Here is a 21984-nt window from a genome sequence, read left to right on the forward strand (position 1 = left end):
GGCGGTGTGCGCGCTGGTGGCCTGCCGAGCCCTGCCCGGACGGGGCCGGTGAACTCCAGAGGTACGTCACCGTCCGGCGCACTCGAACCACACCGTCTTGCCGGTCGCCCCGCGCGGTTCCACGCCCCACTTGTCGGTCACGGCGTCGACCAGCAGCAGTCCCCGCCCGCCCTCCGCCTCCGGGGACAAGTCCAGTGGGACGGCGGGAAGTTGCGGCGACCTGTCCGTCACCTCCACACGGACCCCTTCCGTCTGCCGCAGCACCAGCACGGTGCACCGCCGGTCCGGAACGTGCCGTACGACGTTGGCGACCAGCTCGGTCACGGCCGGCTCCACGCTGTCGGTGAGCCCGGCAGGTCCCAATCACCCAGGCAGGAGCGGACGATACGGCGGATGTGCCGAGCGGAGTGCTCACCGAGGGTGAGGTACATGCGGTACTGGTCGGGGCGTGGGCTCGCGAGTACGGAGGGGAAGTAGTCGTTCACGGTACGAGACTGACCTGGCGTCACTACGCTGGGCCACCAACTGAACACAACGGGTCCGCCCGTGGGGCGTCACGTGAAAGGTGCCGTGCGTGACCAACATCAATGTCCTCGACCCGGGGGCCTCACCGCTCGACTACTACGGCTTCGAGTTGCGCCGGCTCCGGGAAGCCGCCGGCCTGACGCAACGGCAGTTGGGCGACATCATCAACTACACCGGCTCACTGGTTGGACAGATCGAGACAGCGCGGAAGCTGCCGACGCCGGAGTTCAGCGAGCGGGTGGACGCGGCGCTGGGAACGGACGGGTTCTTGTCCCGTCTCGTCACACTGGTGATGCGAAGTCAACTGCCGAGCTGGTTCCAGCAGGTGGCGGAGTTGCAGGCGCAGGCCACCGAGATCTGCTCGTTCGAGACGCACCTGCTCCACGGTCTTCTGCAGACCGACGCTTACGCGCGTGCGGTGCTCGGTGCGCTGGATCAGACCGGCCTCGGCGACCGCACTGCCGTCCGGCTGGCTCGTCAGCGGATCTTCGAGAAGGCCGAGCCGCCGGTCTTCTGGCTGGTTCTCTCCGAGGCCGCCTTGCATCTGGAGATCGGCGGTCCGAAGACCATGCGGGGCCAACTGGCCCGCCTGCTCTCGTTCGAGAACAACCCTCGGATCAATGTCCAAGTGCTGCCGTACTCCGTCGGGGCTCATGCGGGGCTGCAAGGCTCGTTTGACCTCTACCGCTTTCAGAGCGACCCGACCATCGTCTACACCGAGGGCTACGGCAGCGGGCATCCAAGCGCCAACCCGGACACGGTCAAGGACTGCTCGCTCCGTTACGATCACCTTCGAGCTGCCGCGCTTTCCATCCGGGACTCGGCGGAGCTGATTCGGCGCGTGATGGAGGATCGCTATGGAGATCGACTGGCGTAAGTCCAGCTACAGCGGCGACCAGGGGGGCAACTGCCTCGAAATCGCCGAGATACCGGACGCCACCGTGGCCGTACGGGACTCCAAGACCCCCGCCGGCCCGGTGCTCACCCTCGCGCCCGCCGCCTTCACCGAGTTCGTGTCGTGGGCGGCTGCTGACGCCGGCTGATCGTCAGCCGGCGGCCGGCGGCACCTGTCCGCCCCACTGGTGGCTGCGCTGCTCGTTCTCCACCGCCTCGTAGATCAGGCCCTGGAGGCCCTCCGGGTCCGAGACGTGCTTCAGTTCGAGCATTCCGTGCTCCGAGGCCGACTGGACGGTCAGCGTCCCCTCGTGCAGGATGCGCTCCCACAGCGTGGCGCGGAACTCGACGTCGTTGACGCGGGTCAGCGGGATGCTGTGCCCCGTCTTCGTCAGGAAGCCGGTGCGCACGGAGACCCGCTTCGTCGTGACGATGTAGACGGTGCTGCGCCAGATCAGCAGCGGCCGCAGCCAGAACCAGACGGAGATGACCACCGCCACGCCCAGCACCACGTACCGGGCGACGGTGCCCCAGTCCTTTCCGGACGGAATCACCCACGCCAGCGCGCCCGCCACGGCCCAGACGAGGACGAGCACGACGAACTCGCCCACCATCTGCGTCCAGTGCTGGCGGGTCGCATGTATCAGTTCCTCGTCATCGGCCAGATGACGGTGCACGTTCACCATGGGCGGCATCCTGGCACATCAAGTGCCGTATGAGCACGGCCCCTCCCGCCCGGGGGAGGCGTCATTCGCGTCCGGACGCCATCATGGCCAGGACGCCCGACAGCACCGCCGCGATCAGCAGGGGGATACCCAGGCCCTGATGGATCACCAGCCAGGCACCGAGGACGGCGCCTGCCAGCATCGCGATCACGGAGGCCGTGCGGCGCGGGGAGCGGCGGCCGGTGCCGCCGCCGGCCCTGGAGTCGGCGGCGAGGCCCGTCAGGGTCCTGGTCAGGACGGTGGTCGTCAGGTCGGGCACGTTCAGCTTGATGACCGTCGCGTTGCGCAGGCCCATCGCGAAGGCGGTCAGGGCGATGACGGAGTACACCATGGCCTCCGTGTCCGGCGCGGCGAAGGCCACCGCCGCGGACGCCGCGACCAGTACGGCCTCGGCGGCGAAGGTCACCCTGGCCCAGGTGCGGCGCGAGTCGGTGCCGTAGCGCAGCGAGACCCGGCCGCCGACCGTCGCGCCCAGCAGGAAGCACGCCAGGGAGGTGGCGGTGTGCGGCACGGAGAAGCCCGGTGCCCCGGCGGCGGCGAAGCCGAGCACGACCACGTTGCCGGTCATGTTGGCGGTGAAGACGTGCCCGAGCCCGAGGTAGCTGACCGCGTCGATCAGCCCGCTGACCACGGTCAGTCCCAAGAGCACCGCCACCAGGCGCAGTCCGCGTGCCTCGGGGTCCTTCGGTGGCGGGTCCGTCGTCATGGGGCCAGGAAAGCACCAACCGCCGGTCCGCGGCAGACGGACACGGCGAAGGCGGCGGCCCAGGGGATCGGGTGCCGCCGCCTCCACGACTGCCGTGAGGCGGCTCGGGCCGGGGTCACCGGTGTGTGAGGACGGCTCACCGACCGGTCACGGCGACGGCGCGTCGAAGGCGACCGGCGCTTCGAAGGCGGCCCGGCGGGTGGCCCGGCGCAGCGCCCGGAGGACGGCGGGGCCGAGGGTGAGGGTCAGCACGACGGTGACGGCGGCCCGGCCCAGGTCCCAGCCGAGCGAGGTGGCCAGGCAGTACGCCACGAACCGGGCCAGGTTGGCGGGGACGCCCGCGTGCGGGTCGAAGGCGATGGAGGAGGCGAGGGTGCCCATGAAGGGCCAGCCCGCGAGGTTCATGGCGGTGCCGTAGGCGAAGGCGGCCAGGAACCCGTAGAGCGCGAGCAGCAGCAGTTCCGCGCGGCCGCGCAGCCGGTCGGGGCCCGGCAGCAGACCCGCGCCCATGGTGAACCAGCCCATGGCCAGCATCTGGAACGGCATCCACGGCCCCACCCCGCCGGTGAGCAGCGCGGAGGCGAACATCGTCACCGAGCCCAGGACGAACCCGAAGCCCGGCCCGAGCACCCGCCCGCTCAGCACCATCAGGAAGAACATGGGCTCGATACCGGCCGTGCCGGCCCCGATGGGGCGCAGCGCGGCCCCGGTCGCGGCCAGCACACCGAGCATGGCGACGGCCTTCGGGCCGAGGCCGGACTCGGAGATCGTCGCGGTGACGACGGCGACGAGCAGGACGAGCAGGCCCGCGAACAGCCAGGGCGCGTCCTGCGCGTGCGCGCTGAGCGACGAGGCGGGCGGGGCGAGGAACGGCCAGCCGAACGCCGCCACGCCGACCGCGCTGACCAGGGCGAGCGCGGCGAGGGACCGGGGGCCGAGGCGGACGGCCCGCACCCGAGCGCCGGCACGGCGCGCCTTCGCGTCGGCAGGACGGATCTTCGGGCCCGGAGAACGGGTCTCCGCGTCGGTGGATCGGGCCGTCATGCCAGTGCCTCGCGGACCTGGGTGGCGGTGAGCCACCGCTGCGGGGCCAGGATCTTGGTGACCTGCGGGGCGAAGGAGGGGGAGGACACCACCACTTCGTCCGTCGGACCGTCGGCGATCACCTCGCCCTCGGCGAGCAGCACGACCCGGTGGGCGAGTTCGGCGGCCAGCTCGACGTCGTGCGTGGCGAGCACGATGGCGTGTCCCTCGGCGGCGAGCGCGCGCAGCAGGGCGACCAGGCGGGTCTTCGCGCCGTAGTCGAGACCGCGGGTCGGCTCGTCGAGCAGCAGCAGGGGCGGGCGGGCGGCGAGCACCACGGCGAGCGCGAGCGCGAGGCGCTGGCCCTCCGACAGGTCGCGGGGGTGGGTGTCGTCGCCGACGCCGGGCAGCAGCTCGCGGACCAGGTCACGGCAGGTGCCGGGCGCGGCCTGCGCGTCCTGGTCGGCGGCCGCGCACTCGGCGGCGACCGTGTCGGCGTACAGCAGGTCGCGCGGCTCCTGCGGGACGAGCCCGACCCGGCGCACCAGTTCGCGGGGCGTCGTGCGGTGCGGGACCGCGCCGCCCACCCGGACCCGCCCGGCGGACGGCTGGACCAGCCCGACGAGCGAGCCGAGCAGCGTGGACTTCCCGGCGCCGTTGCGGCCCATGAGGGCGACGGTCTCGCCGGGGGCGACGGACAGGTCGACGTTCCGCAGGGCCTGGACGCCGGCGCGCCGGACACCGAGGGAGTGGACCTCGGCCACGGGCGCGCCCGCCGGGACGGGCTCGGGGGCGGGGCCGCGGCGCAGCCGCCATCGGGAGGCCGGACGGGGCGCCGGACGGGGCGCGGGGACCGGGAGCGTCGTGGCCGGTGTCCCGGAGCGCACGGGCTCCCGTCCGTCCAGCCGTTGCCGCAGACCGGCGGCCCGGCGGCGGGCGTCCCGTACGGTCAGGGGCAGCGGGGACCAGCCCGCCAGCCGGCCCAGGTCCACCACCGGCGGGTACACCGGGGAGACGGTCATGACGTCCGCCGGGGGCCCCAGCAGCGGGGCGGCGCCCGGGGCGGGCAGCAGGACGACCTGGTCGGCGTATTGGACGACCCGTTCCAGGCGGTGTTCGGCCATGAGGACCGTCGTGCCGAGGTCGTGCACGAGCCGCTGGAGGACGGCGAGGACCTCCTCGGCGGCGGCCGGGTCGAGCGCCGAGGTCGGCTCGTCCAGGACGAGGACCTCGGGGTGCGGGGTGAGGACCGAGCCGATCGCGACCCGCTGCTGCTGGCCGCCGGACAGGGTGGCGATGGGGCGGTCGCGCAGGTCGGCCAGGCCCAGCAGGTCCAGGGTCTCCTCCACGCGCCGCCGCATCACGTCCGGGGCCAGGCCCAGCGACTCCATGCCGTAGGCGAGTTCGTCCTCCACGGTGTCCGTGACGAAGTGCGACAGCGGATCCTGGCCTACGGTGCCGACGACGTCGGCGAGTTCACGCGGCTTGTGGGTGCGGGTGTCCCGGCCGGCCACGGTGACCCGGCCGCGCAGGGTGCCGCCGGTGAAGTGCGGCACCAGTCCGCTGACCGCGCCGAGCACGGTGGACTTGCCGACGCCGGACGGCCCGACGAGGAGGACGAGTTCACCCTCGGGCACCTCGAAGTCGACGCCGCGGACGGTGGGTTCCACCGCTCCGTCGTAGGTGACGGAGACATCCTCGAAGCGGATCACGACGGCTCCTTGGGGGCGGGACTGGCGGGTGCGGCGAACGCGGGGGCCAGACCGAGGAGTACGGCGGCGGCGGGCCACAGGGGAAGAGTGGGCGGGACGAGCGGGACCACGCCCGGGTGCAGGGCCTGGGGATCGCGGGCGGCGGCGAGCACCAGCAGGGCCGCGACCAGCATGCCCGAGCCGGCGACCAGACAGGAGCGGAGGTTCCAGGAGTCCGGGCGGTAGCGGGTGCGCGGGGAGCGGCGCCCGCCGAGCCACAGTCCGGCCAGGGCGGCGGCGACCCCGGCGAGCAGCACCGGCAGGCCGTAGGTGCCGCCCTCGGCGGTGAGCAGTCCGTACGTCCCGGCGCAGACGCCCAGCAGACCGCCGAGCGTGAGCAGGGCGGTGGTCCGGCGGACCGCGGGCGCGACCTCGGCGGTACGGCCGTAGCCGCGGGCGTCCATCGCGGCGGCGAGGGCGACGGAACGCTCCAACGCGCCCTCCAGGACCGGCAGTCCGACCTGCACCAGGCCGCGGACACCCCGGTCGGGTCGGCCCCGCAGCCGACGGGCGGCCCGCAGGCGACGCCCGTCGGCGACCAGGTGCGGGGCGAAGGTGAGCGCGACGACGACGGCGACCCCGGTCTCGTACAGGGCGCCGGGCAGGGACTTCAGCAGCCGCGCGGGCGCGGCGAGGGCGTTCGCGGCGCCGACGCAGACCAGCAGCGTGGCCAGCTTGAGCCCGTCGTACAGGGCGAAGACGACCGCCTCGGCCGTGACCCGGCCGCCCAGGCGGATGCCCTGCGCCCAGTGCGGCAGGGGGACTTCGGGCAGGGAGACGATCACGTGCGAGCCGGGAATGGGCGAGCCGAGCACGACGGCGAAGACGAGGCGGATGACGAGGACGGCGAGGGCGAGCCGGACGAAGGCGGTGTAGGACCGGGCGGACGGCGTGTTGGGGCGGCAGCTCACCACGACGTAGCCGGAGACCGCCAGCAGCAGGCCGAGCAGCAGGGGATTGGTGGTGCGGGTGGCCGCGGTGCCCAGGGCCAGTGCCCACAGCCACCAGGCGCCCGCGTGGACGCCGGCGGAGCCGCGGGCGGGTGCGCCGCCGGAGCGGCCCGCCCGCCCGCGGTCCCGCACGGCGTCACGCATCCCTGCGCCGCCGCGCCTGCCAGACCGCCGCCGCGCCCAGTACGACCACCGCGGCACCACCGGCGAGGAGACCCACCGAGGGGCCCTCCTCGCGCGGCTCGTCCGCGGCCGGCCGCTCGTTCCCGCCCGCCGTCACCTGCTCGCCGCAGCCCTTCCGCGGATAGCCGGAGATGGCGCACAGCAGGGCGTTGGCGTCGTACCGCAGCGGTTTCGCGACGGCGGCCAGGGCCTCGGCCGTGGTCGCGTCGGACGGCACCCGGGCGCACGCCGTGCGCGGAGCCGGCGGGGTCTCGCCGGCCGGGGCGTCCGCCTGGACGCCGAAGTCGAGGACGAGCGCCACCCGCTTGCTGCCCTTCTCGGCGGGCGTCTTGGCGCAGATGGCCTCGAAGTCGGCCGTCCCGCGCGGCTTGCTCGCGTCCTGGGAGTCCTCGCTCACCGCGAAGCGGAGGCCCTGGACGTCGCCGTCCGAGGGACGCGCGGTCGACGGGCCCTCGGTGGCGTACGTCCACTTCCCGCCGTCGCGGTCCCAGAAGGACCAGTACCGGTAGCCGGTGGCCCCCGCCTGACCGGCGCCGGCCACCAGCAGGAGCGTGGCGGCGAGCAGCGGTGCGCACAGCGCCCGGAGCCGGCGGGTCACGACTGGTCCTGCTTCTTCCGGCCGCTCAGCAGGAACCCGATGCCGACGCCCGCGACGAGGAAGACGCCGACGGTCCACCAGACGCCGAAGGGGGAGTCGCTCTTCGCGGAGTCCTCGCTCTTCGCGGAGTCCTCGGTGTCCTTCCCGGCGGCGGCCTGGGGAGCCGGTCCGGTCGCGTTGAGCCGCTCGACCAGGTCGACACCGCCGAAGTCACGCGGGTCGGCGCCGGCCGCGCGGGCCGCGAAGACGAGCTGGGCGTAGGCGGCGGGACCGCTCTGCTTCGCCCACGCCTCGGAGTTCTTCTCCAGCCACTTCAGCGGCTTCTGCGCCTGCGCGGGCCCGCTCTGCGCGGCCAGGGCGACGACCGTGTCGGCGGTGTTGCCGAAGTCGGGCTGGTCGGTGGCACCGGGGAGGGAGGAGGTGAGGTGACCGTCCTTGGCGACGGCCTGCGCGAGGTACGAGGCGCCGTTGGCCGCGGCCCGGTCGGGGCCGGGCTTGCCCGCACCGTCGCAACGGGCCTCGGCGCCCTTGGCGTTGCCCTTGGGGGCCATGCCCTGCCCGAGCGCGGCGACGACGGCGGCCGCCGTGGCGTCCGCGTTGGCGGCGAGCTCGCCCTTCTTGTCCGGCTGGTAGGCGAAGGCGCCGGCCCCGTCGCCGGAGCACGGCAGGGCGAAGGTCAGCAGGGCGTCGTAGGGGGACTTGCCGTCCTTGACCACACTCTCCGGCTTCTGCCCGACGGCGGCGAGCGCGCCGATCACGACCGAGGTCGAGTTGGTGTCGCTGGGCCCGCCGGGCGTGTACCCCCAGCCGCCGTCCTTGTTCTGCACGGACTTCAGCCAGGACACCGCCTTGCCGGTGACCGTGTCGTGGCCGCCGAGCGCGGCGAGGGCCTGTACGGCGGCGGCGGTGCTGTTGGTGTCGACCATCAGCTTGGCGTCGCAGGCCTTGCCCGGCTCGGCGCGGAAGGGTGCGAAGGAGCCGTCGGCGCACTGCTGTCCGGTCAGCCAGTCCACGGCCTTGGCGGCGGGCCGCACATCCACGGTGTGCTGCGCGAGCAGTGCCAGGGACTGGCGCCAGACGCCGTCGTACTGGGGGTCGGTCGTGCCGTAGAGCCCTGCCGGAAGTGCCGGCGACGACGGGGACGGGCCGGCGGACGTGTCTGCGACGGCGGGGGCCGCGCTGCCGATCACGGCGACGGCGGCGGCCAGGGCCGCGGCGCTGCGGCGGAAGTTCATGATCGGCGGGTGCCTCTCCCTGCGGGGAGCCGGGCAGCACGGGACACCCCGGCGGCTCGGCTCCGTATACCTCGACGGTGCGATGCGCCGGCGGGCTGCCGACACGCATGAGCCGGTCACGTCCCGTCCTGGGCATTCCGGCTCGCCGCCCTCGCGGGACGGCTCACGGCTGCGGGTCAGCGCCGGATTTCCACCGGCTTCCCCCCGAACGGGTGTGATGACGACCCGGTCACTCTACCGGCCTACCGGAAGGGCCCAGAGGGGTGGCTCATGCCGGTCTCGCCCGGCGCGGGAGAAACCGAAAAAATCTTCGGATTGGGGGGTTCCATCCGATGTGGGTGGATTTATCCTGTAAGTGGCCTACGAGGCGAGTGAGGGAGTTCGACCGGAGTAGCCGACTTTGGCGAGACGCTACGGCATCCGCTGGGGCCGACGTCGACGGTCGGGCTGAGAGGCCGGAAGGTAGCAGTCGGACCCGAAGGCGACCCCCATTACCTGATCCGGGTAATACCGGCGAAGGGAACCCGTCTCGTAGGTCCTATTCGTGCGCCACGGCGGGCATGGTCAGGTCGATCAGACGGCACGCCGTCCCTATGTCGGCCTTCGCCTGGGCGAGCGAGGCGCGGCCCGAGAGCCAGGTGATCAGGGCCGAGAGCCAGGTGTGCTCGATCACGCGGATCGCGGAGAGCTGCTCGGCGGTGGGCTCCTCCAGGCCCATGGCGTCCAGGATGATCGCGGTGGTCTGGCGGGAGACCTGGTCGACCTCCGGGCTCACGCTGCGGTCCGCGAAGGTCAGCGCGCGGACCATCGCGTCCGCGAGATGGGGGTCGCGCTGGAGGGCGCCGAAGGCGCGCATCAGGGTCTCCGCCACCCGCTCGGCGGCGCTCTCGCCGGCCGGCGGGTTCTTGCGCAGCGTGCCGTGCAGGCGCTCCAGCTGGTCCTGCATCGTGGCGACGAGCAGGTGCACCTTGGAAGGGAAGTACCGGTAGAGCGTGCCCAGCGCCACCTGCGAGGACTCCGCGACCTCCCGCATCTGCACGGCGTCGAAGCCGCCCCGGGCGGCCAGTTGCGCGCTCGCGCGCAGGATGCGGCGGCGGCGGGCCTCCTGCCGCTCGGTGAGGGGCGGTGAGGCCGGCCGGGAGGTACTGGCTCGCGCAGGCATGGATCCCGTTCCGTGACAGTCGGTGAGACAGGGGCCGGCAGGGGGCCGGACCGCGGGCGGTGGCGCGGGCCGTGGTGCGAATCACCCGATCCGCTGCTCACAGCGTGGCTACCTGCCGGTAGATTCGAAGCCTCCTGAACGATCAAGTCTGAAACTTGTTCTAGATTAGCGTCCCGACGTAATCTCGCGGGACAGTGCAGTCAGAAGGGGGGCCGGAGTGACCGCTGAGCCCAGTCAGGCGGGGTCCCCGGCGGACCTGGCGGCGGACGGCGAGCGACCGCTCGGCATAGCGCTCCTCACCTACAAGGGGAACCCGTTCTGCGGCGGCCAGGGCGTCTACGTCCGCCACCTCTCGCGCGAACTGGCTCGCCTCGGTCACCGGGTCGAGGTGATCGCCGCCCAGCCCTACCCCGTCCTGGACACCCCCGACACCCTCGGTGGGATCGCCGGCGACGGCCGGCTGCGCCTGACCGAGCTGCCGAGCCTGGACCTCTACCGGCAGCCGGATCCCTTCCGCACCCCGAAGCGTGACGAGTACCGCGACTGGATCGACGCGCTGGAGGTCGCCACCATGTGGGCCGGCGGCTTCCCCGAGCCGCTGACCTTCTCGCTGCGCGCCCGCCGCCATCTGCGCGCCCGGCGCGGGGAGTTCGACATCGTCCACGACAACCAGACCCTGGGGTACGGGCTGCTGGGGGACGTCGGCGCGCCGCTGGTCACCACCATCCACCACCCCATCACCGTGGACCGGAAGCTGGAGCTGGACGCCGCCGAGGGATGGCAGCGACGCTGGTCCGTACGGCGCTGGTACGCCTTCACCCGCATGCAGAAGCGCGTCGCGCGCAGGCTGCCCTCCGTGCTCACCGTCTCCGGCACCTCCCGCCAGGAGATCGTCGACCACCTCGGCGTGCGCGAGGACCGCGTCCACGTCGTGCACATCGGCGCCGACACCGACCTGTTCTCACCCGACCCGGCCGTGCGGCAGGTGCCCGGCCGGATCGTGACCACCTCCAGCGCGGACGTGCCGCTCAAGGGGCTGGTGTTCCTCGTCGAGGCGCTGGCGAAGGTGCGTGCCGAGCACCCCGCCGCGCACCTCGTCGTCGTCGGCAAGCGGCCCGAGCAGGGCCCGGTCGCGCAGGCGGTCGAACGCTACGGCCTCGAAGGCGCCGTCGAGTTCGTCAAGGGGATCTCGGACGCCGAACTGGTCGGCCTGGTCCGCTCGGCCGAGGTCGCCTGCGTGCCCTCGCTGTACGAGGGCTTCTCCCTGCCGGCGGCCGAGGCCATGGCCACGGGCACTCCGCTGGTCGCCACGACCGGGGGCGCCGTTCCCGAGGTCGCCGGACGCGACGGCGAGACGTGCCTGGCCGTGCCGCCGGGCGACGCCGGGGCGCTGGCCACGGCGCTCAGCCGGCTGCTGGGAGACCCGGAGCTGCGCCTCCGGCTGGGCCGGGCCGGGCGCGAGCGGGTCCTGCGGCACTTCACCTGGGCCCGCGCCGCCGAGGGGACCGTGGCCCGGTACCGCGAGGCCCTCGACCGCTCCCGTGCGGGCATCCCCGTCGGCCGCGGCGCGGGCACCCCGGGCGCCGGCCCCGCGCGGACCGGCACCACCACGACCGACGCCGACCTCAACCGAGAAAGCAGGGCCACGTGCTGACCGTCGACTTCTCCCGGTTCCCGCTCGCCCCGGGCGACCGCGTGCTGGACCTCGGATGCGGTGCCGGCCGGCACGCGTTCGAGTGCTACCGGCGCGGGGCCCGGGTCGTGGCGCTGGACCGCAACGGCGAGGAGATCCGCGAGGTCGCCAAGTGGTTCGCGGCGATGAAGGAGGCCGGGGAGGCGCCGCGAGGGGCGACCGCGACCGCCATGGAGGGCGACGCGCTGGCGCTGCCCTTCCCCGACGACTCCTTCGACGTCGTCATCATCTCCGAGGTGATGGAGCACATCCCCGACGACAAGGGCGTCCTCGCCGAGATGGTCCGGGTGCTCCGGCCGGGCGGGCGGATCGCGGTCACCGTGCCGCGCTACGGTCCCGAGAAGGTCTGCTGGGCCCTGTCCGACGCCTACCACGAGGTGGAGGGCGGCCACATCCGCATCTACAAGGCCGACGAACTCCTCGCCAGAATGCGCGAGGCGGGCCTGAAGCCCTACGGCACCCATCACGCGCACGCGCTGCACTCGCCGTACTGGTGGCTGAAGTGCGCGTTCGGCGTCGACAACGACCAGGTGCTGCCGGTGCGGGCGTACCACAAGCTGCTGGTCTGGGACATCATGAAGAAGCCGCTGGCCACCCGGGTGGCCGAGCAGGCGCTGAACCCGCTGATCGGCAAGAGCTTCGTGGCGTACGCGACCAAGCCGCGGCTGCCCGCCACGGCCGGGGGCGCCGAGGCGTGACGACTCCCCGGACAGAACACCTCGTCCTGCCCGGGGTCCTCACCGCCGGGCAGGCCGCCGCGACCGTACGCGGCATACTCGCCGTCCAGCGGGAGGACGGGGCGATCCCGTGGTTCCGCGGGCACCACCTCGACCCGTGGGACCACGTCGAGGCGGCGATGGCGCTGGACGCGGCCGGCGAGCACGAGGCCGCCGAGCGCGCCTACGCGTGGCTGGCCCGCCACCAGCTCCAGGACGGCTCCTGGTACGCGGCCTACGCCGACGGGGCGCACGACGACGTCACCGACCGCCGCCGGGAGACCAACTTCGTCGCCTACACGGCCGTAGGGGTCTGGCACCACTACCTCTCGACGGGCGACGACGCCTTCCTCGACCGCATGTGGCCCGTCGTGTACGCGGCGATCGAGTTCGTGCTGCGGCTCCAGCAGCCCGGCGGGCAGATCGGCTGGAAGCGGGAGGACGACGGCACGGACACCGCGGACGCGCTGCTGACCGGGTGCTCCTCGGTCCACCACGCCCTGTGCTGTGCGCTGGCCATCGCGGAGCAGCGTGAAGAGCCGCAACCGGACTGGGAGTTGGCGGTCGGCACGCTCCGGCACGCGATCCGCGCGCACCCGGAGCGGTTCCTGGACAAGGACCGCTACTCCATGGACTGGTACTACCCGGTGCTGGGCGGCGCGCTGACCGGCGCGGAGGCGAAGGCGCGCATAACGGAGGGCTGGGACCGCTTCGTGGTGCCCGGACTCGGGGTGCGCTGCGTCGTCCCCAACCCGTGGGTGACGGGCGGGGAGTCGGCCGAACTCGCCCTGACCCTGTGGGCGGTGGGCGAATCCGACCACGCCCTGGCCGTGCTCCAGTCCATCCAGCACCTGCGCGACCCGGACACCGGCCTGTACTGGACGGGCTACGTCTTCGAGGACGACGCCGTGTGGCCCCGCGAACTGACCACGTGGACCGCCGGATCCCTCCTCCTCGCGGTGGCCGCGCTCGGCGGCCACGAGGCCACCTGCACGGTCTTCGCGGCGGGCGACCGCCTGCCGCGGGGCCTCGACACGGACTGCTGCGGCTGACGCCGTTCGTCAGCCGGCCCGGCCCGGTCCGGTGCGGTCCGCCGCCGTCAGTGCCGGTGCATCCGGTTGGCGACGGCGTGGCCGACGAAGAGGTACACCACGGCGGCCAGACCGTAGCCGGCGATCACGCGGGCCCAGGGCCTGTCGAAGGTGAAGAGATCCCGGGACCAGCCGGCCAGCCAGTCGGCAGCGCCGTGGACGAACCGGACCAGTTCGTTGGCCCGGTTGGCGTCCAGCAGGTACATCAGGATCCACAGTCCGAGGATGAGGGCCATGACGTCCGCGACCACCGCGACGACCGTACCGGCGGAGTTGGGACCCGTGCGATATCGAGGGGACATGCCCTTGCGTCTGCCCCGGAATCCCGCCGGAAACCCGGTCCGCGCACGGGGAGTGACCCGGAGGGTACCTCCAGTGCACTGTTTCGGCGCGGCCACCCGGGATCACACGGACCTTCTCAACACCCGCGGCAACATGTACCGGGAGGACACCGTGCCCGTACCGATACGGCGCCTCGCCCTGGCGCTGACGCTCTGCTGCGCCCTGCTCGCCGGTTCCACCGGGTGGGCCGTGGGCGCCCAGAGCACTCCGCAACACAGTCCGACGGTCGCCGTGGCGGCGGCCACGCCAAAGCCCACCACGCCCGCGGAGAGGCAGCACTTCGCCAAGACCCGGTTCGTGGCGAACGCGGCGCTCGCGGCCGGGGCCACCTACGAGTGGATCGTGAAACCGTACAAGCAGGGCAAGTTCAAGAAGGGCGCTCCCCACCGCAGGGGCACCTTCATCAAGGCGGCCCTCGCGGGCGCCTTCACGTACAACAGGCTCAAGGCCGCCGTGCGCAACGCAAAGGGCGACCCGCTGCTGTCGAAGGCACTCGCCCCCCTCAACAAGGCCATCAACGACCTGAAGGCCCTGCCCTCCAAGCTGCGCCACGGCGACACCTCGGCGGTCGGTGACTACAACAACGTCATCAACAAGGTGAAGGGCGCCGGGAGCAGTGCGGGCGCGCCGGTCCACAACAAGGTGCCGACCCACTCGCAGCTCATCCACGGTTCCCACGGTTCCTAGGAGCCGTTCCGGGCCGTTCACCGACGGTCTGCCGGGTCCAGGCCCCGCGTACGGCACGGCAACGGCCCCCCGCCCGCGAGGGCGAGGGGCCGCAGGGCCGGTCCGGCGGACCGGATCAGCCGCGCTGGATGTTGGACGCGTCCTGGAGGACACCGCGGCGGCCGTCCTGCATTTCGGTCAGCAGGCCCTGACCGCGCTGCTCCACGGCCAGGTACCACACGCCCGGCGCCAGCTCGGCGATCGGCGCGGGGGAGCCGTCCTCCGCGAACAGCGGACGCGGCGCCGGCACGGCGAACCAGAACGGCGAGAAGCCGGCCGCGGGCTGCTGCCCCTGCGCGGCCTGCTGCGGCTGGCCACCGCCGAACGACGGCTGGTTCTGCTGCGGCTGCCCGCCGAACGGCTGCTGAGCGCCCGGGTAGCCGTACCCGCCCTGCGGCTGCGCGCCGTAGGGCTGCGGCGCGGCCGGCCGGGGCGCGGGCATCAGGGCGGCCTGGAGAGCCGGGACCAGCGGGGTGGCGACGGCACCGGCGGCCAGGACCAGGGCGGCGATGAAGCCCAGGATCAGGCCGGCGCCCGCCCCGACCTGGGGGGCGTCCACCAGGTTCCAGAACATGATCCACGCCACCAGTACCGTGAACGCCGCTCCCACCGCGCCCAGGTCCAGGCCCGCCACCTTGCGGGGCTGCGGCAGACACCGGTTGACGACGATCAGCGCGGCGCCGATCACTCCGCCCATGTAGACGCCCAGGCCCAGACCGAGCGCGTCCCAGGCGTTGCTGGTCAGGTAGCTCGAGTAGGTGTGGAGGAACGACGCGATGAACAGCAACACCGCTGCTCCGATCACCACGCCGTCGCCCCGAGTGAGGGAGCGGATATTCACGTCAGGTCCTTCTGGTTCGTCGTCTCGTCGGTGGAGGCGTCGCTGTCACCATCTCGCCGTCAGGCCGCGGTGCGAAGCGCGGGGGTGGCGCCTCATCGTACGGATGACACTATCGTCCGTACGGCCACGATGTCCGCCGGGACGAGTGCCCTGATCACGACTCGCGCAGGAAACTCACGATTCCCTCAGAGATCCCCTCTGCCGCCTTCTGCCGCCAGCCGCCGTCGGTGAGCGATGCCGCGTCCTTGCTATCGCGCATGTTGCCGCACTCGATGAACACCTTGGGAACCGTTGACAGATTGAGACCGCCGAGGTCCTTCCGCGTGACGAGACCGGTGCCGCCGCCGATGTAGTTGGACGGCGACTCGCCCGTGACCCGCACGAAGTTGCCCGCGATGCGCTCGCCCAGATCGCGGGAGGCGGAGACGATCGGGCGGGTGTCGGCGGAGCCGGCGTGCACGGCCCCCGGCAGGATGACGTGGAAGCCGCGGTCACCGGACGCCGCGCCGTCGGCGTGGATCGACACGGAGGCGTCCGCGTGGGCCTCGTTGCCGATCCGGGCGCGCTCGTCGACGCACGGGCCCCAGGCCGGAGAGTCGCCGTCGTGGGTCAGCTTCACCGTCGCGCCCTGCGCTTCGAGCAGCGCGCGCAGCCGGTGGGCCACGTCCAGCGTGAACCGGGCCTCGGTGTAACCGGCGTTGGTGGACGTGCCGGTGGTGTCGCACTCCTTGCGGTTGGTGCCGATGTCCACCGTGCGGTTGATCTCCGCCGTGTGCCGGAAGTTGCCCTGGTTGTGGCCCGGGTCGATGACGACGACCTTGCCCTTGAGAGGGCCGGGGGCGGCGGGCGTCCGCGAGGCGGACTGGCCGGCCCCCTCGTCGTCCTGTCCGGGATACGAGGGCAGGAGCGGCCCCTCGGACCCCGAGGGGGAGCCGGACGCGGAGGGGGAGCCGGTCGCCGACGGCGGTGCCGCCGTGTCCGAGCCGCCGCCCGGCTCGCCCACCGCCTCGTACACCAGCCAGCCCAGCAGCGCGCCGGGCACCAGTGCCGCGAGGGAGACGGTCAGCAGCCCCCGGCGGAGGCGGCCGGGGCGCTCGGGCTGCGGGACATCGAAGTCGGGGCCTTGGTACGACACGCCTGCGACTCTAACGGCGGGCGCGGGCGGCTGCTTCCGATCGCCGCAGGACGCGCAGCGATCCGGCCGCCGACACCTCGGTGAACCCGCCCGATTCCAGGGCCCGGAGGTAGACGCGGTACGGGGCCTGTCCGGTGAACTCGTCCACCGGGTCCGGGAACACGTCGTGGATGACCAGCAGCCCGCCCTCGGCCAGGTGCGGCGCCCACCCCTCGTAGTCGGCGGTCGCGTGCTCGTCGGTGTGGCCGCCGTCCACGAAGACCAGGCCGAGCGGGGTGTTCCACAGGGCGGCGATCTGCGGCGAGCGGCCGACGAGCGCCACCACGTGGTCCTCGAGACCCGCCCGGTGCAGGGTCCTGCGGAAGGCGGGGAGCGTGTCCATCAGCCCGATCTCCGGGTCGACCGTCTCCGGGTCGTGGTACTCCCAGCCGGGCTGCTGCTCCTCGCTGCCGCGGTGGTGGTCCACGGTGAGCGCGGTGACCCCGGCCCGGCGGGCCGCGTCGGCGAGCAGGACCGTCGAGCGCCCGCAGTACGTGCCGACCTCCAGCAGCGGCAGCCCGAGCCGCCCGGCCGCCACGGCCGCCGCGTACAGCGCGAGCCCCTCGTCGGTGGGCATGAACCCCTTCGCGGCCTCGAACGCGGCGAGGATCGCGGGCTCAGGTGCCGCGGGCATGTGGGGGGTCCTTCCGATCGGTCGTCTCTGTCGGTCGTCGTCGGTCGTCTCGATCGTGCGTCCGTTCAGGGCGCCATGCTGCCGCACCCCCGGCCGCGCGGGCGACCGGGGGTGCGGTGGCGCTTGTCTCAGGCGTACGTCTCGTTTCAGGCGGTGACCGACTCGCCCGGCAGGGACAGGTCCAGGTCGACCGCGTGGTCCTCGCCGGGGTGGGTCGCCGCGCTGGCGTGAGGGCCGTGCCCGGCGGCGCGGGCGGCCAGGACGTACGGGCCCCGGGCCGGGACCGCGAGGGCGTAGCTGCCGTCCTCTGCGGAGAGCGTGGCGCCCGCCTGGCGGCCGCGGCGGTCGATCAGCGTGACCTTGGCACGGGCGACCGGGGCGCCGCCGGCGTCCAGGACCCGGCCGCGGAAACCGCGCAGGACCGCCTCGGCCCGTGCCAGGTTGGCGTCCTCCTCGCTGCTCGCGCGCAGCCGCGGGCCCGAGAGGTTCGGCCGGGGCAGGCACAGGGCCAGCGCCAGGCCCACGACGACGGCGGCCGTGGCGATCAGGAAGGAGACGCGGAAGCCGTGCATGGTGGGGATCGCGAGGCCGCCGGTGTGGTGCGCGGTGTTGGCCAGCACCATGCCGATCACGGCACTGGACACCGACGTGCCGATGGAGCGCATCAGGGTGTTGAGGCCGTTGGCCGCGCCCGTCTCGGAGGCCGGGACCGCGCCGACGATCAGCGCGGGCAGCGAGGAGTACGCCAGTCCGATGCCGGCGCCCAGGACCACCGAGACGACGACGGTCTGCCAGGCCGCGTTCATCAGGCCGAGGCCGGCGGCGTATCCGACCGCGATGATCAGCAGGCCGATGATCAGGGTGGTCTTCGGGCCGTAGCGGGCGGACAGGCGGGCGTAGACCGGCGCGGTGAACATCATGGTCAGGCCCAGCGGGGCCACGCACAGACCGGCGACGACCATCGACTGACCGAGCCCGTAGCCGGTGGCGGCGGGCAACTGGAGCAGCTGGGGCAGGACGAGGGAGACGACGTAGAAGCTGACGCCGACCATGATCGAGGCGAGGTTGGTGAGCAGCACCTCGCGGCGGGCGGTGGTGCGCAGGTCGACCAGCGGGGCCGCGACGCGCAGCTCCATCAGGCCCCACAGGAGCAGGACGACGACGGCCGCGGCGAACAGGCCGAGCGTGGTGGGCGACGACCAGCCCCAGTCGCTGCCCTTGGTGACGGGCAGCAGAAGCAGGACCAGGCCGCCGGACAGGCCCAGCGCGCCCGGCAGGTCGAAGGAGCCCTCGGCGCGCGTCGGGGACTCCGGTACGACGAGGAGGGTGAGGCCGATGGAGAGGACGCCGAGGCCGGCGGCGCCGTAGAAGAGGCTGTGCCAGTCGGTGTGCTGGGCGACCATGGCCGCGGCGGGCAGGGCGAGACCGCCGCCGACGCCGATCGAGGAACTCATCAGCGCCATGGCGGAGCCGAGCCTCTCGCGCGGCAGCATGTCCCGCATCAGGCCGATGCCGAGCGGGATCGCGCCCATCGCGAAGCCCTGGAGCGTGCGGCCCGTGATCATGGGCAGCAGGGCGGAGGTGAACGCGCTGACCAGCGCGCCGACCACCATCACTGCGAGGCTGGCGATCAGCATGCGGCGCTTGCCGTACAGGTCGCCGAGGCGGCCCATGATCGGCGTGGCCACCGCGCCGGACAGGAGGGTGGAGGTCAGGACCCAGGTGGCGTTGCTGGGCGAGGTGTCCAGCAGCTGCGGCAGGTCCTTGATGACCGGGACGAGCAGGGTCTGCATCACCGCGACGACGATCCCCGCGAAGGCGAGCACCGGGACGACGGCCCCGCTCGCTCTCCGTTCGGGCCGTCCGGTCGTCGTGAGCGTCATCGAGTGGGGCCTCCGGGCCGTGAGGGTGGAACGTGCGGTCGTCCGTGCGGAACGGGCGCTGGATGAACCCCGTAGACCGAGGCAACTATTCCGATGCTTTGGCGTACTAACGATTTCTTGACCGTTCCGTGGGGATCTGAACGCCCGTCAGGCAGCCTGCGGCTCTGGGGGAGTGGAGGAGAAAAACCAGGGCCGGCCCGGCCGTGGAAGCCCTTCTCAGGGGCCTGGGGGCAGGCGCGGGCGGAGTTTCGCACCGGGCCGGGGGTGAGGCCCTTCCGGCGCCCGCCGCGACCCCGCAGCCGCCGGGACAGCGCCCCTGCCCGGTCCCGCACATAGTCGCTGACCTGGGCTTTCGTGGTGTCCGGCCCTAGGCTTGGCCCACTTGGCCCACTTGGCCCACTTGGCCCACTTGGGCACGTCGAATACGGGAGGGGGCCGTATGGAGCGGGACATTCGCACGGTCGACGATGTGCTGGTGCTGCTGGACGGGCTGTTCGCGCCGGACGCCGACCGGTGGACCGGTGGTGCGGCCGGGTGGTGGGACGGGTTCTACGCGGACCGGACCCGGCCGGTGCCGTTCTTCGCGGACAAGCCGGACGAGAACCTCGTCGAGTGGCTGGAGCGGGGGCTGATCGGCGGGCGCCGGGCACTGGACCTCGGCTGCGGGCCGGGGCGCAACGCCCTGTACCTCGCCGAGCGCGGCTTCGAGGTGGACGCGGTCGACCTGTCGCCGCAGGCCGTCGCCTGGGCCCGGGAGCGGGCCCGGGAGACGGGGGCCGAGGTGCGGTTCCTGTGCCAGGACGCCTTCGGTTCCGCCGGCTCGCCCCTCACCGGCCCGTACGACCTGGTGTACGACTCCGGCTGCTTCCACCATCTGCCGCCGCACCGCCGGATCAGCCACCTGGCCCTGCTCGACCGGGTCCTGGCCCCCGGCGGTCACCTGGCCCTGACCTGTTTCGCGGCCGGAGCCATGGGCTGCGAGCTGTCCGACGCGGAGCTGTACCGCACCTCCCGGCTGCACGGCGGGCTCGCCTACACGCCCGAGTCGCTGCGGCGGATCTTCGCGGACCTGACGGAGGTGGAGCTGCGCCGGATGCGGGACGAGCCGGAGGGGGCGCCGTACTTCGGGGCGGCGTTCCTGTGGGCGGGGCTGTTCCGGCGGGAGCCGGTGTAGCGAACGCCCAGGGCGCGTCCGGGCGGGGGGTCACAGCCAGCCCTGGCGGCGGGCCTCCCGTACGGCCTCCATGCGGTTGCGGGTGCCGGTCTTGCCGATCGCGGCGGACAGGTAGTTGCGGACGGTGGACTCCGACAGGTGCAGCTTCGCGGCGACGTCGGCGACCGTCGCCCCGTCGGCGGAGGCCCTCAGCACATCGCACTCGCGGGCGGTGAGCGGGCTGGGGCCCGCGCTGAGGGCGGCCGCGGCGAGCACCGGGTCGACCACCGTCTCCCCGGCGAGCACCCGGCGGATCGCGGCCGCCAGTTCCTCCACCGGCCCGTCCTTGACCAGGAAGCCCCCGGCCCCGGCCTCCATGGCCCGGCGCAGATAGCCGGGCCGTCCGAAGGTCGTCAGGATCAGCACCCGGCAGCCGGGAGCCTGCTCGCGCAGCTCGGCGGCGGCGTCCAGACCGCTCATTCCGGGCAGTTCGATGTCCAGCAGCGCCACGTCGGGGCGGTGGGCCAGCGCGGCGTCCACGATGGCGTCGCCCGCCGAGACCTGGGCGACGACCTCCATGTCGTCCTCCATGCCGAGCAGCAGGGCGAGCGCGCCCCGCATCATCTGCTGGTCCTCCGCGAGAAGGAGGCGGATGATCTTGGCGGGCCGGCGGTCCCCAGGCATCTCGTTCACGGACCAAGGGTATTGACTCGGCGCCTCACGGGCTGGGCGCGCGGTCCGGTCACCTCGACGACGAGCCGAGCCGGACGCCGTCCTCCACCGGCTCCCCGCTGTCCACGGGCACCTCGGCGGTCACCGTGAAGCCGCCGCGGGGCGACGGGCCGGCCCGCAGCGAACCGCCCGCCGCCGCGAGACGTTCGGTCAGCCCCTTCAGACCGGTGCCGCCCACCCCGGCCGGGTCCGCGTCCCCGGCCGGCCCGGCGGACGCGGCGTACCCGTTGTCGGTGACGGTCAGCCGGGCCCGCCCGGCCGTGCCTCTGACGCTGATCTCGCAGCGGCTCGCGCCGCTGTGCCGTACGGCGTTGGTGACCGCCTCGCGCACCACCCAGCCCAGCAGGGCCTCGGCCTCCGGCGTCAGCGGAGGGCCCGACCGGCGCACCACGGGCTCGATGCCGGCGGCGGTCAGCGCCGAGCGGGCCCGGTCCAGTTCCGCGCCGAGGCCGCCGTCGCGGTAGCCGGTGACCGCCTCGCGGATCTCGGTGAGCGCCTGCCGCCCGACGGACTCGATGTCGGTGATCTGCGTCAGCGCCGCCCCCATGTCGCGGGGCGCCAGCCGCCGGGCCGCCTCCGACTTCACCACGATCACCGACAGCGTGTGGCCGAGCAGGTCGTGCAGGTCCCGGGAGAAGCGCAGCCGCTCCTCCTCCACCGCGCGGCGGGCCAGCTCCTCACGGGCGGCGCGCAGTTCCCGCACGGCGTCGGACAGGCTGAGGATCACCGCCGTCACCACCGTCGACAGGAACGTGCCGTAACCGATGTTGATCCCGTTCCAGCCCTCGCGCAGCCCGGCGACGACCCCCGCGAACAGGCCAAGACCCACACCGATCCGGCCGAGCAGCGGCCCGCGCAGGGCCGCGCCCGTCGCCAGGCCGAACAGCGGCAGGAACAGCAGCCAGGTGCCGCCGTACCCGATGGCCAGACCGCACGTCACCAGGAACAGCAGCAGCAGCGCGAGGCGGGTGGAGCGGGCCGTGCGCGCTCGTTCGTCGAAGGCGCGGAGCACCACGTAGATGTAGAGGGAGTTGAAGGCCAGCAGGCCCAGGCCGCCGATCCACGGGTTGGCGGTCTTGCCCTGGAAGAGGTGCGAGAAGGCGCCCATCCCCATCAGCAGCCAGGGCAGCAGGGAGAAGCCGGTGGGCGGCGGCCCCGGGTACTCGGACTCCTGCCGGCCCCCGCGCCCCATCGCGTGTTCCATGCGGCAGGAGATCCTGCGTGACCAGTTCATGTTCGCGCTCCCC

At 73.2% G+C, this 21984-nt stretch carries 22 protein-coding genes, 1 pseudogene and 1 riboswitch; of the genes and pseudogenes, 7 read left to right on the forward strand and 16 right to left on the reverse strand.

Going from position 1 to position 21984, the window contains the following annotated elements; all coding sequences use genetic code 11:
• Positions 1-66: 66 nt before the first annotated feature.
• Positions 67-431: pseudogene (locus ACWC91_RS10615) on the reverse strand (ATP-binding protein).
• A 143-nt stretch (positions 432-574) separates the two neighbouring features.
• Here ACWC91_RS10615 and ACWC91_RS10620 point away from each other — a divergent pair.
• Together ACWC91_RS10620 and ACWC91_RS10625 are read left to right on the forward strand one after the other, a co-directional pair.
• Positions 575-1402: a helix-turn-helix domain-containing protein gene (locus tag ACWC91_RS10620; RefSeq protein WP_450640665.1), complete on the forward strand. Its 828-nt coding sequence runs from the start codon at positions 575-577 to the stop codon at positions 1400-1402.
• Positions 1383-1568 carry a DUF397 domain-containing protein gene (locus ACWC91_RS10625; RefSeq protein ID WP_225074964.1) on the forward strand — a complete coding sequence of 62 codons (186 nt, stop codon included), beginning with the start codon at positions 1383-1385 and terminating at the stop codon, positions 1566-1568. The genes ACWC91_RS10620 and ACWC91_RS10625 overlap by 20 nt, the downstream gene beginning before the upstream one ends.
• A 3-nt stretch (positions 1569-1571) precedes the next feature.
• Here ACWC91_RS10625 and ACWC91_RS10630 read toward each other — a convergent pair whose 3' ends face one another.
• The 8 genes from ACWC91_RS10630 to ACWC91_RS10665 form a co-directional block, all read right to left on the reverse strand.
• Entirely contained in the window at positions 1572-2105 is a 534-nt protein-coding gene (locus tag ACWC91_RS10630; protein ID WP_225074963.1) for a PH domain-containing protein, read from the reverse strand.
• 61 nt (positions 2106-2166) lie between these two features.
• Positions 2167-2850, reverse strand: a complete 684-nt coding sequence (locus ACWC91_RS10635; protein WP_450640664.1) for a YoaK family protein — start codon at positions 2848-2850, stop codon at positions 2167-2169.
• A gap of 147 nt (positions 2851-2997) precedes the next feature.
• Positions 2998-3894 carry an ECF transporter S component gene (locus ACWC91_RS10640; RefSeq protein ID WP_225074961.1) on the reverse strand — a complete coding sequence of 299 codons (897 nt, stop codon included), beginning with the start codon at positions 3892-3894 and terminating at the stop codon, positions 2998-3000.
• The gene (locus tag ACWC91_RS10645) at positions 3891-5585 is read right to left on the reverse strand and encodes an ABC transporter ATP-binding protein (RefSeq protein ID WP_281154890.1); all 1695 of its coding nucleotides are present in this window, start codon (positions 5583-5585) and stop codon (positions 3891-3893) included. Before ACWC91_RS10645 ends, ACWC91_RS10640 begins: the two co-directional genes overlap by 4 nt.
• Positions 5582-6718 carry a CbiQ family ECF transporter T component gene (locus tag ACWC91_RS10650; RefSeq protein ID WP_376500519.1) on the reverse strand — a complete coding sequence of 379 codons (1137 nt, stop codon included), beginning with the start codon at positions 6716-6718 and terminating at the stop codon, positions 5582-5584. Before ACWC91_RS10650 ends, ACWC91_RS10645 begins: the two co-directional genes overlap by 4 nt.
• Positions 6711-7355: an SCO2322 family protein gene (locus ACWC91_RS10655; RefSeq protein ID WP_450640663.1), complete on the reverse strand. Its 645-nt coding sequence runs from the start codon at positions 7353-7355 to the stop codon at positions 6711-6713. Before ACWC91_RS10655 ends, ACWC91_RS10650 begins: the two co-directional genes overlap by 8 nt.
• A complete protein-coding gene (locus tag ACWC91_RS10660; RefSeq protein WP_450640662.1) occupies positions 7352-8590 on the reverse strand; it encodes a prenyltransferase/squalene oxidase repeat-containing protein in 1239 nt (412 codons plus the stop codon). The genes ACWC91_RS10655 and ACWC91_RS10660 overlap by 4 nt, the downstream gene beginning before the upstream one ends.
• Positions 8591-8720: 130 nt before the next feature.
• A riboswitch (cobalamin riboswitch) is annotated at positions 8721-8794 on the reverse strand.
• Between the two features lie 334 nt (positions 8795-9128).
• Positions 9129-9752, reverse strand: a complete 624-nt coding sequence (locus tag ACWC91_RS10665) for a TetR family transcriptional regulator (RefSeq protein WP_450640660.1) — start codon at positions 9750-9752, stop codon at positions 9129-9131.
• Positions 9753-9969: 217 nt separating this feature from the next.
• Between ACWC91_RS10665 and ACWC91_RS10670 the strand changes: the two genes are divergently transcribed.
• From ACWC91_RS10670 to ACWC91_RS10680, 3 genes are read left to right on the forward strand one after another with little or no spacing between them, the layout of a single operon-like run.
• Positions 9970-11406 carry a glycosyltransferase family 4 protein gene (locus ACWC91_RS10670; protein WP_450640659.1) on the forward strand — a complete coding sequence of 479 codons (1437 nt, stop codon included), beginning with the start codon at positions 9970-9972 and terminating at the stop codon, positions 11404-11406.
• Positions 11400-12143, forward strand: coding sequence for a class I SAM-dependent methyltransferase (locus ACWC91_RS10675; protein WP_225074954.1), 744 nt, complete (start codon positions 11400-11402; stop codon positions 12141-12143). Before ACWC91_RS10670 ends, ACWC91_RS10675 begins: the two co-directional genes overlap by 7 nt.
• The gene (locus tag ACWC91_RS10680) at positions 12140-13213 is read left to right on the forward strand and encodes a prenyltransferase (protein WP_141361329.1); all 1074 of its coding nucleotides are present in this window, start codon (positions 12140-12142) and stop codon (positions 13211-13213) included. The genes ACWC91_RS10675 and ACWC91_RS10680 overlap by 4 nt, the downstream gene beginning before the upstream one ends.
• A gap of 47 nt (positions 13214-13260) precedes the next feature.
• Here the strand turns inward: ACWC91_RS10680 and ACWC91_RS10685 are convergent, their stop codons facing one another.
• The gene (locus ACWC91_RS10685) at positions 13261-13554 is read right to left on the reverse strand and encodes a hypothetical protein (protein ID WP_225074952.1); all 294 of its coding nucleotides are present in this window, start codon (positions 13552-13554) and stop codon (positions 13261-13263) included.
• 151 nt (positions 13555-13705) lie between these two features.
• Here ACWC91_RS10685 and ACWC91_RS10690 point away from each other — a divergent pair, with 151 nt between their 5' ends.
• Positions 13706-14281, forward strand: a complete 576-nt coding sequence (locus ACWC91_RS10690; protein ID WP_225074951.1) for a hypothetical protein — start codon at positions 13706-13708, stop codon at positions 14279-14281.
• A 115-nt stretch (positions 14282-14396) separates the two neighbouring features.
• Here the strand turns inward: ACWC91_RS10690 and ACWC91_RS10695 are convergent, their stop codons facing one another.
• The 4 genes from ACWC91_RS10695 to ACWC91_RS10710 all read right to left on the reverse strand — a co-directional run bounded on the left by ACWC91_RS10695 (position 14397) and on the right by ACWC91_RS10710 (position 18852).
• Complete coding sequence (locus ACWC91_RS10695; RefSeq protein ID WP_225074950.1) at positions 14397-15161, reverse strand: DUF5336 domain-containing protein; 765 nt, start codon at positions 15159-15161, stop codon at positions 14397-14399.
• Between the two features lie 154 nt (positions 15162-15315).
• The gene (locus ACWC91_RS10700) at positions 15316-16296 is read right to left on the reverse strand and encodes an N-acetylmuramoyl-L-alanine amidase (RefSeq protein ID WP_225074949.1); all 981 of its coding nucleotides are present in this window, start codon (positions 16294-16296) and stop codon (positions 15316-15318) included.
• A 10-nt stretch (positions 16297-16306) separates the two neighbouring features.
• On the reverse strand, positions 16307-16969 hold the full coding sequence (locus ACWC91_RS10705) for a class I SAM-dependent methyltransferase (protein WP_225074948.1): 663 nt from the start codon (positions 16967-16969) through the stop codon (positions 16307-16309).
• 146 nt (positions 16970-17115) lie between these two features.
• On the reverse strand, positions 17116-18852 hold the full coding sequence (locus ACWC91_RS10710; protein ID WP_225074947.1) for an MFS transporter: 1737 nt from the start codon (positions 18850-18852) through the stop codon (positions 17116-17118).
• A 439-nt stretch (positions 18853-19291) separates the two neighbouring features.
• Here ACWC91_RS10710 and ACWC91_RS10715 point away from each other — a divergent pair, with 439 nt between their 5' ends.
• Positions 19292-20026 (forward strand): class I SAM-dependent methyltransferase, encoded by a 735-nt coding sequence (locus ACWC91_RS10715; protein WP_281154896.1) that lies wholly within the window; start codon positions 19292-19294, stop codon positions 20024-20026.
• Positions 20027-20056: 30 nt separating this feature from the next.
• Here the strand turns inward: ACWC91_RS10715 and ACWC91_RS10720 are convergent, their stop codons facing one another.
• The gene (locus ACWC91_RS10720; protein ID WP_225075300.1) at positions 20057-20689 is read right to left on the reverse strand and encodes a response regulator transcription factor; all 633 of its coding nucleotides are present in this window, start codon (positions 20687-20689) and stop codon (positions 20057-20059) included.
• 58 nt (positions 20690-20747) lie between these two features.
• Positions 20748-21941, reverse strand: a complete 1194-nt coding sequence (locus tag ACWC91_RS10725; protein ID WP_374113902.1) for a sensor histidine kinase — start codon at positions 21939-21941, stop codon at positions 20748-20750.
• Between the last annotated feature and the right edge of the window lie 43 nt (positions 21942-21984).

The organism is Streptomyces sp. NPDC001204 (assembly GCF_053598035.1).

Coding starts and splice junctions, on each gene's coding strand:
- ACWC91_RS10625 (WP_225074964.1), top strand. CDS start 1,383: ATGGAGATCGACTGGCGTAAGTCCAGCTACAGCGGCGACCAGGGGGGC.
- ACWC91_RS10630 (WP_225074963.1), bottom strand. CDS start 2,105: ATGGTGAACGTGCACCGTCATCTGGCCGATGACGAGGAACTGATACAT.
- ACWC91_RS10635 (WP_450640664.1), bottom strand. CDS start 2,850: ATGACGACGGACCCGCCACCGAAGGACCCCGAGGCACGCGGACTGCGC.
- ACWC91_RS10640 (WP_225074961.1), bottom strand. CDS start 3,894: ATGACGGCCCGATCCACCGACGCGGAGACCCGTTCTCCGGGCCCGAAG.
- ACWC91_RS10650 (WP_376500519.1), bottom strand. CDS start 6,718: ATGCGTGACGCCGTGCGGGACCGCGGGCGGGCGGGCCGCTCCGGCGGC.
- ACWC91_RS10660 (WP_450640662.1), bottom strand. CDS start 8,590: ATGAACTTCCGCCGCAGCGCCGCGGCCCTGGCCGCCGCCGTCGCCGTG.
- ACWC91_RS10665 (WP_450640660.1), bottom strand. CDS start 9,752: ATGCCTGCGCGAGCCAGTACCTCCCGGCCGGCCTCACCGCCCCTCACC.
- ACWC91_RS10685 (WP_225074952.1), bottom strand. CDS start 13,554: ATGTCCCCTCGATATCGCACGGGTCCCAACTCCGCCGGTACGGTCGTC.
- ACWC91_RS10705 (WP_225074948.1), bottom strand. CDS start 16,969: ATGCCCGCGGCACCTGAGCCCGCGATCCTCGCCGCGTTCGAGGCCGCG.
- ACWC91_RS10710 (WP_225074947.1), bottom strand. CDS start 18,852: ATGACGCTCACGACGACCGGACGGCCCGAACGGAGAGCGAGCGGGGCC.
- ACWC91_RS10715 (WP_281154896.1), top strand. CDS start 19,292: ATGGAGCGGGACATTCGCACGGTCGACGATGTGCTGGTGCTGCTGGAC.
- ACWC91_RS10720 (WP_225075300.1), bottom strand. CDS start 20,689: ATGCCTGGGGACCGCCGGCCCGCCAAGATCATCCGCCTCCTTCTCGCG.
- ACWC91_RS10725 (WP_374113902.1), bottom strand. CDS start 21,941: ATGGAACACGCGATGGGGCGCGGGGGCCGGCAGGAGTCCGAGTACCCG.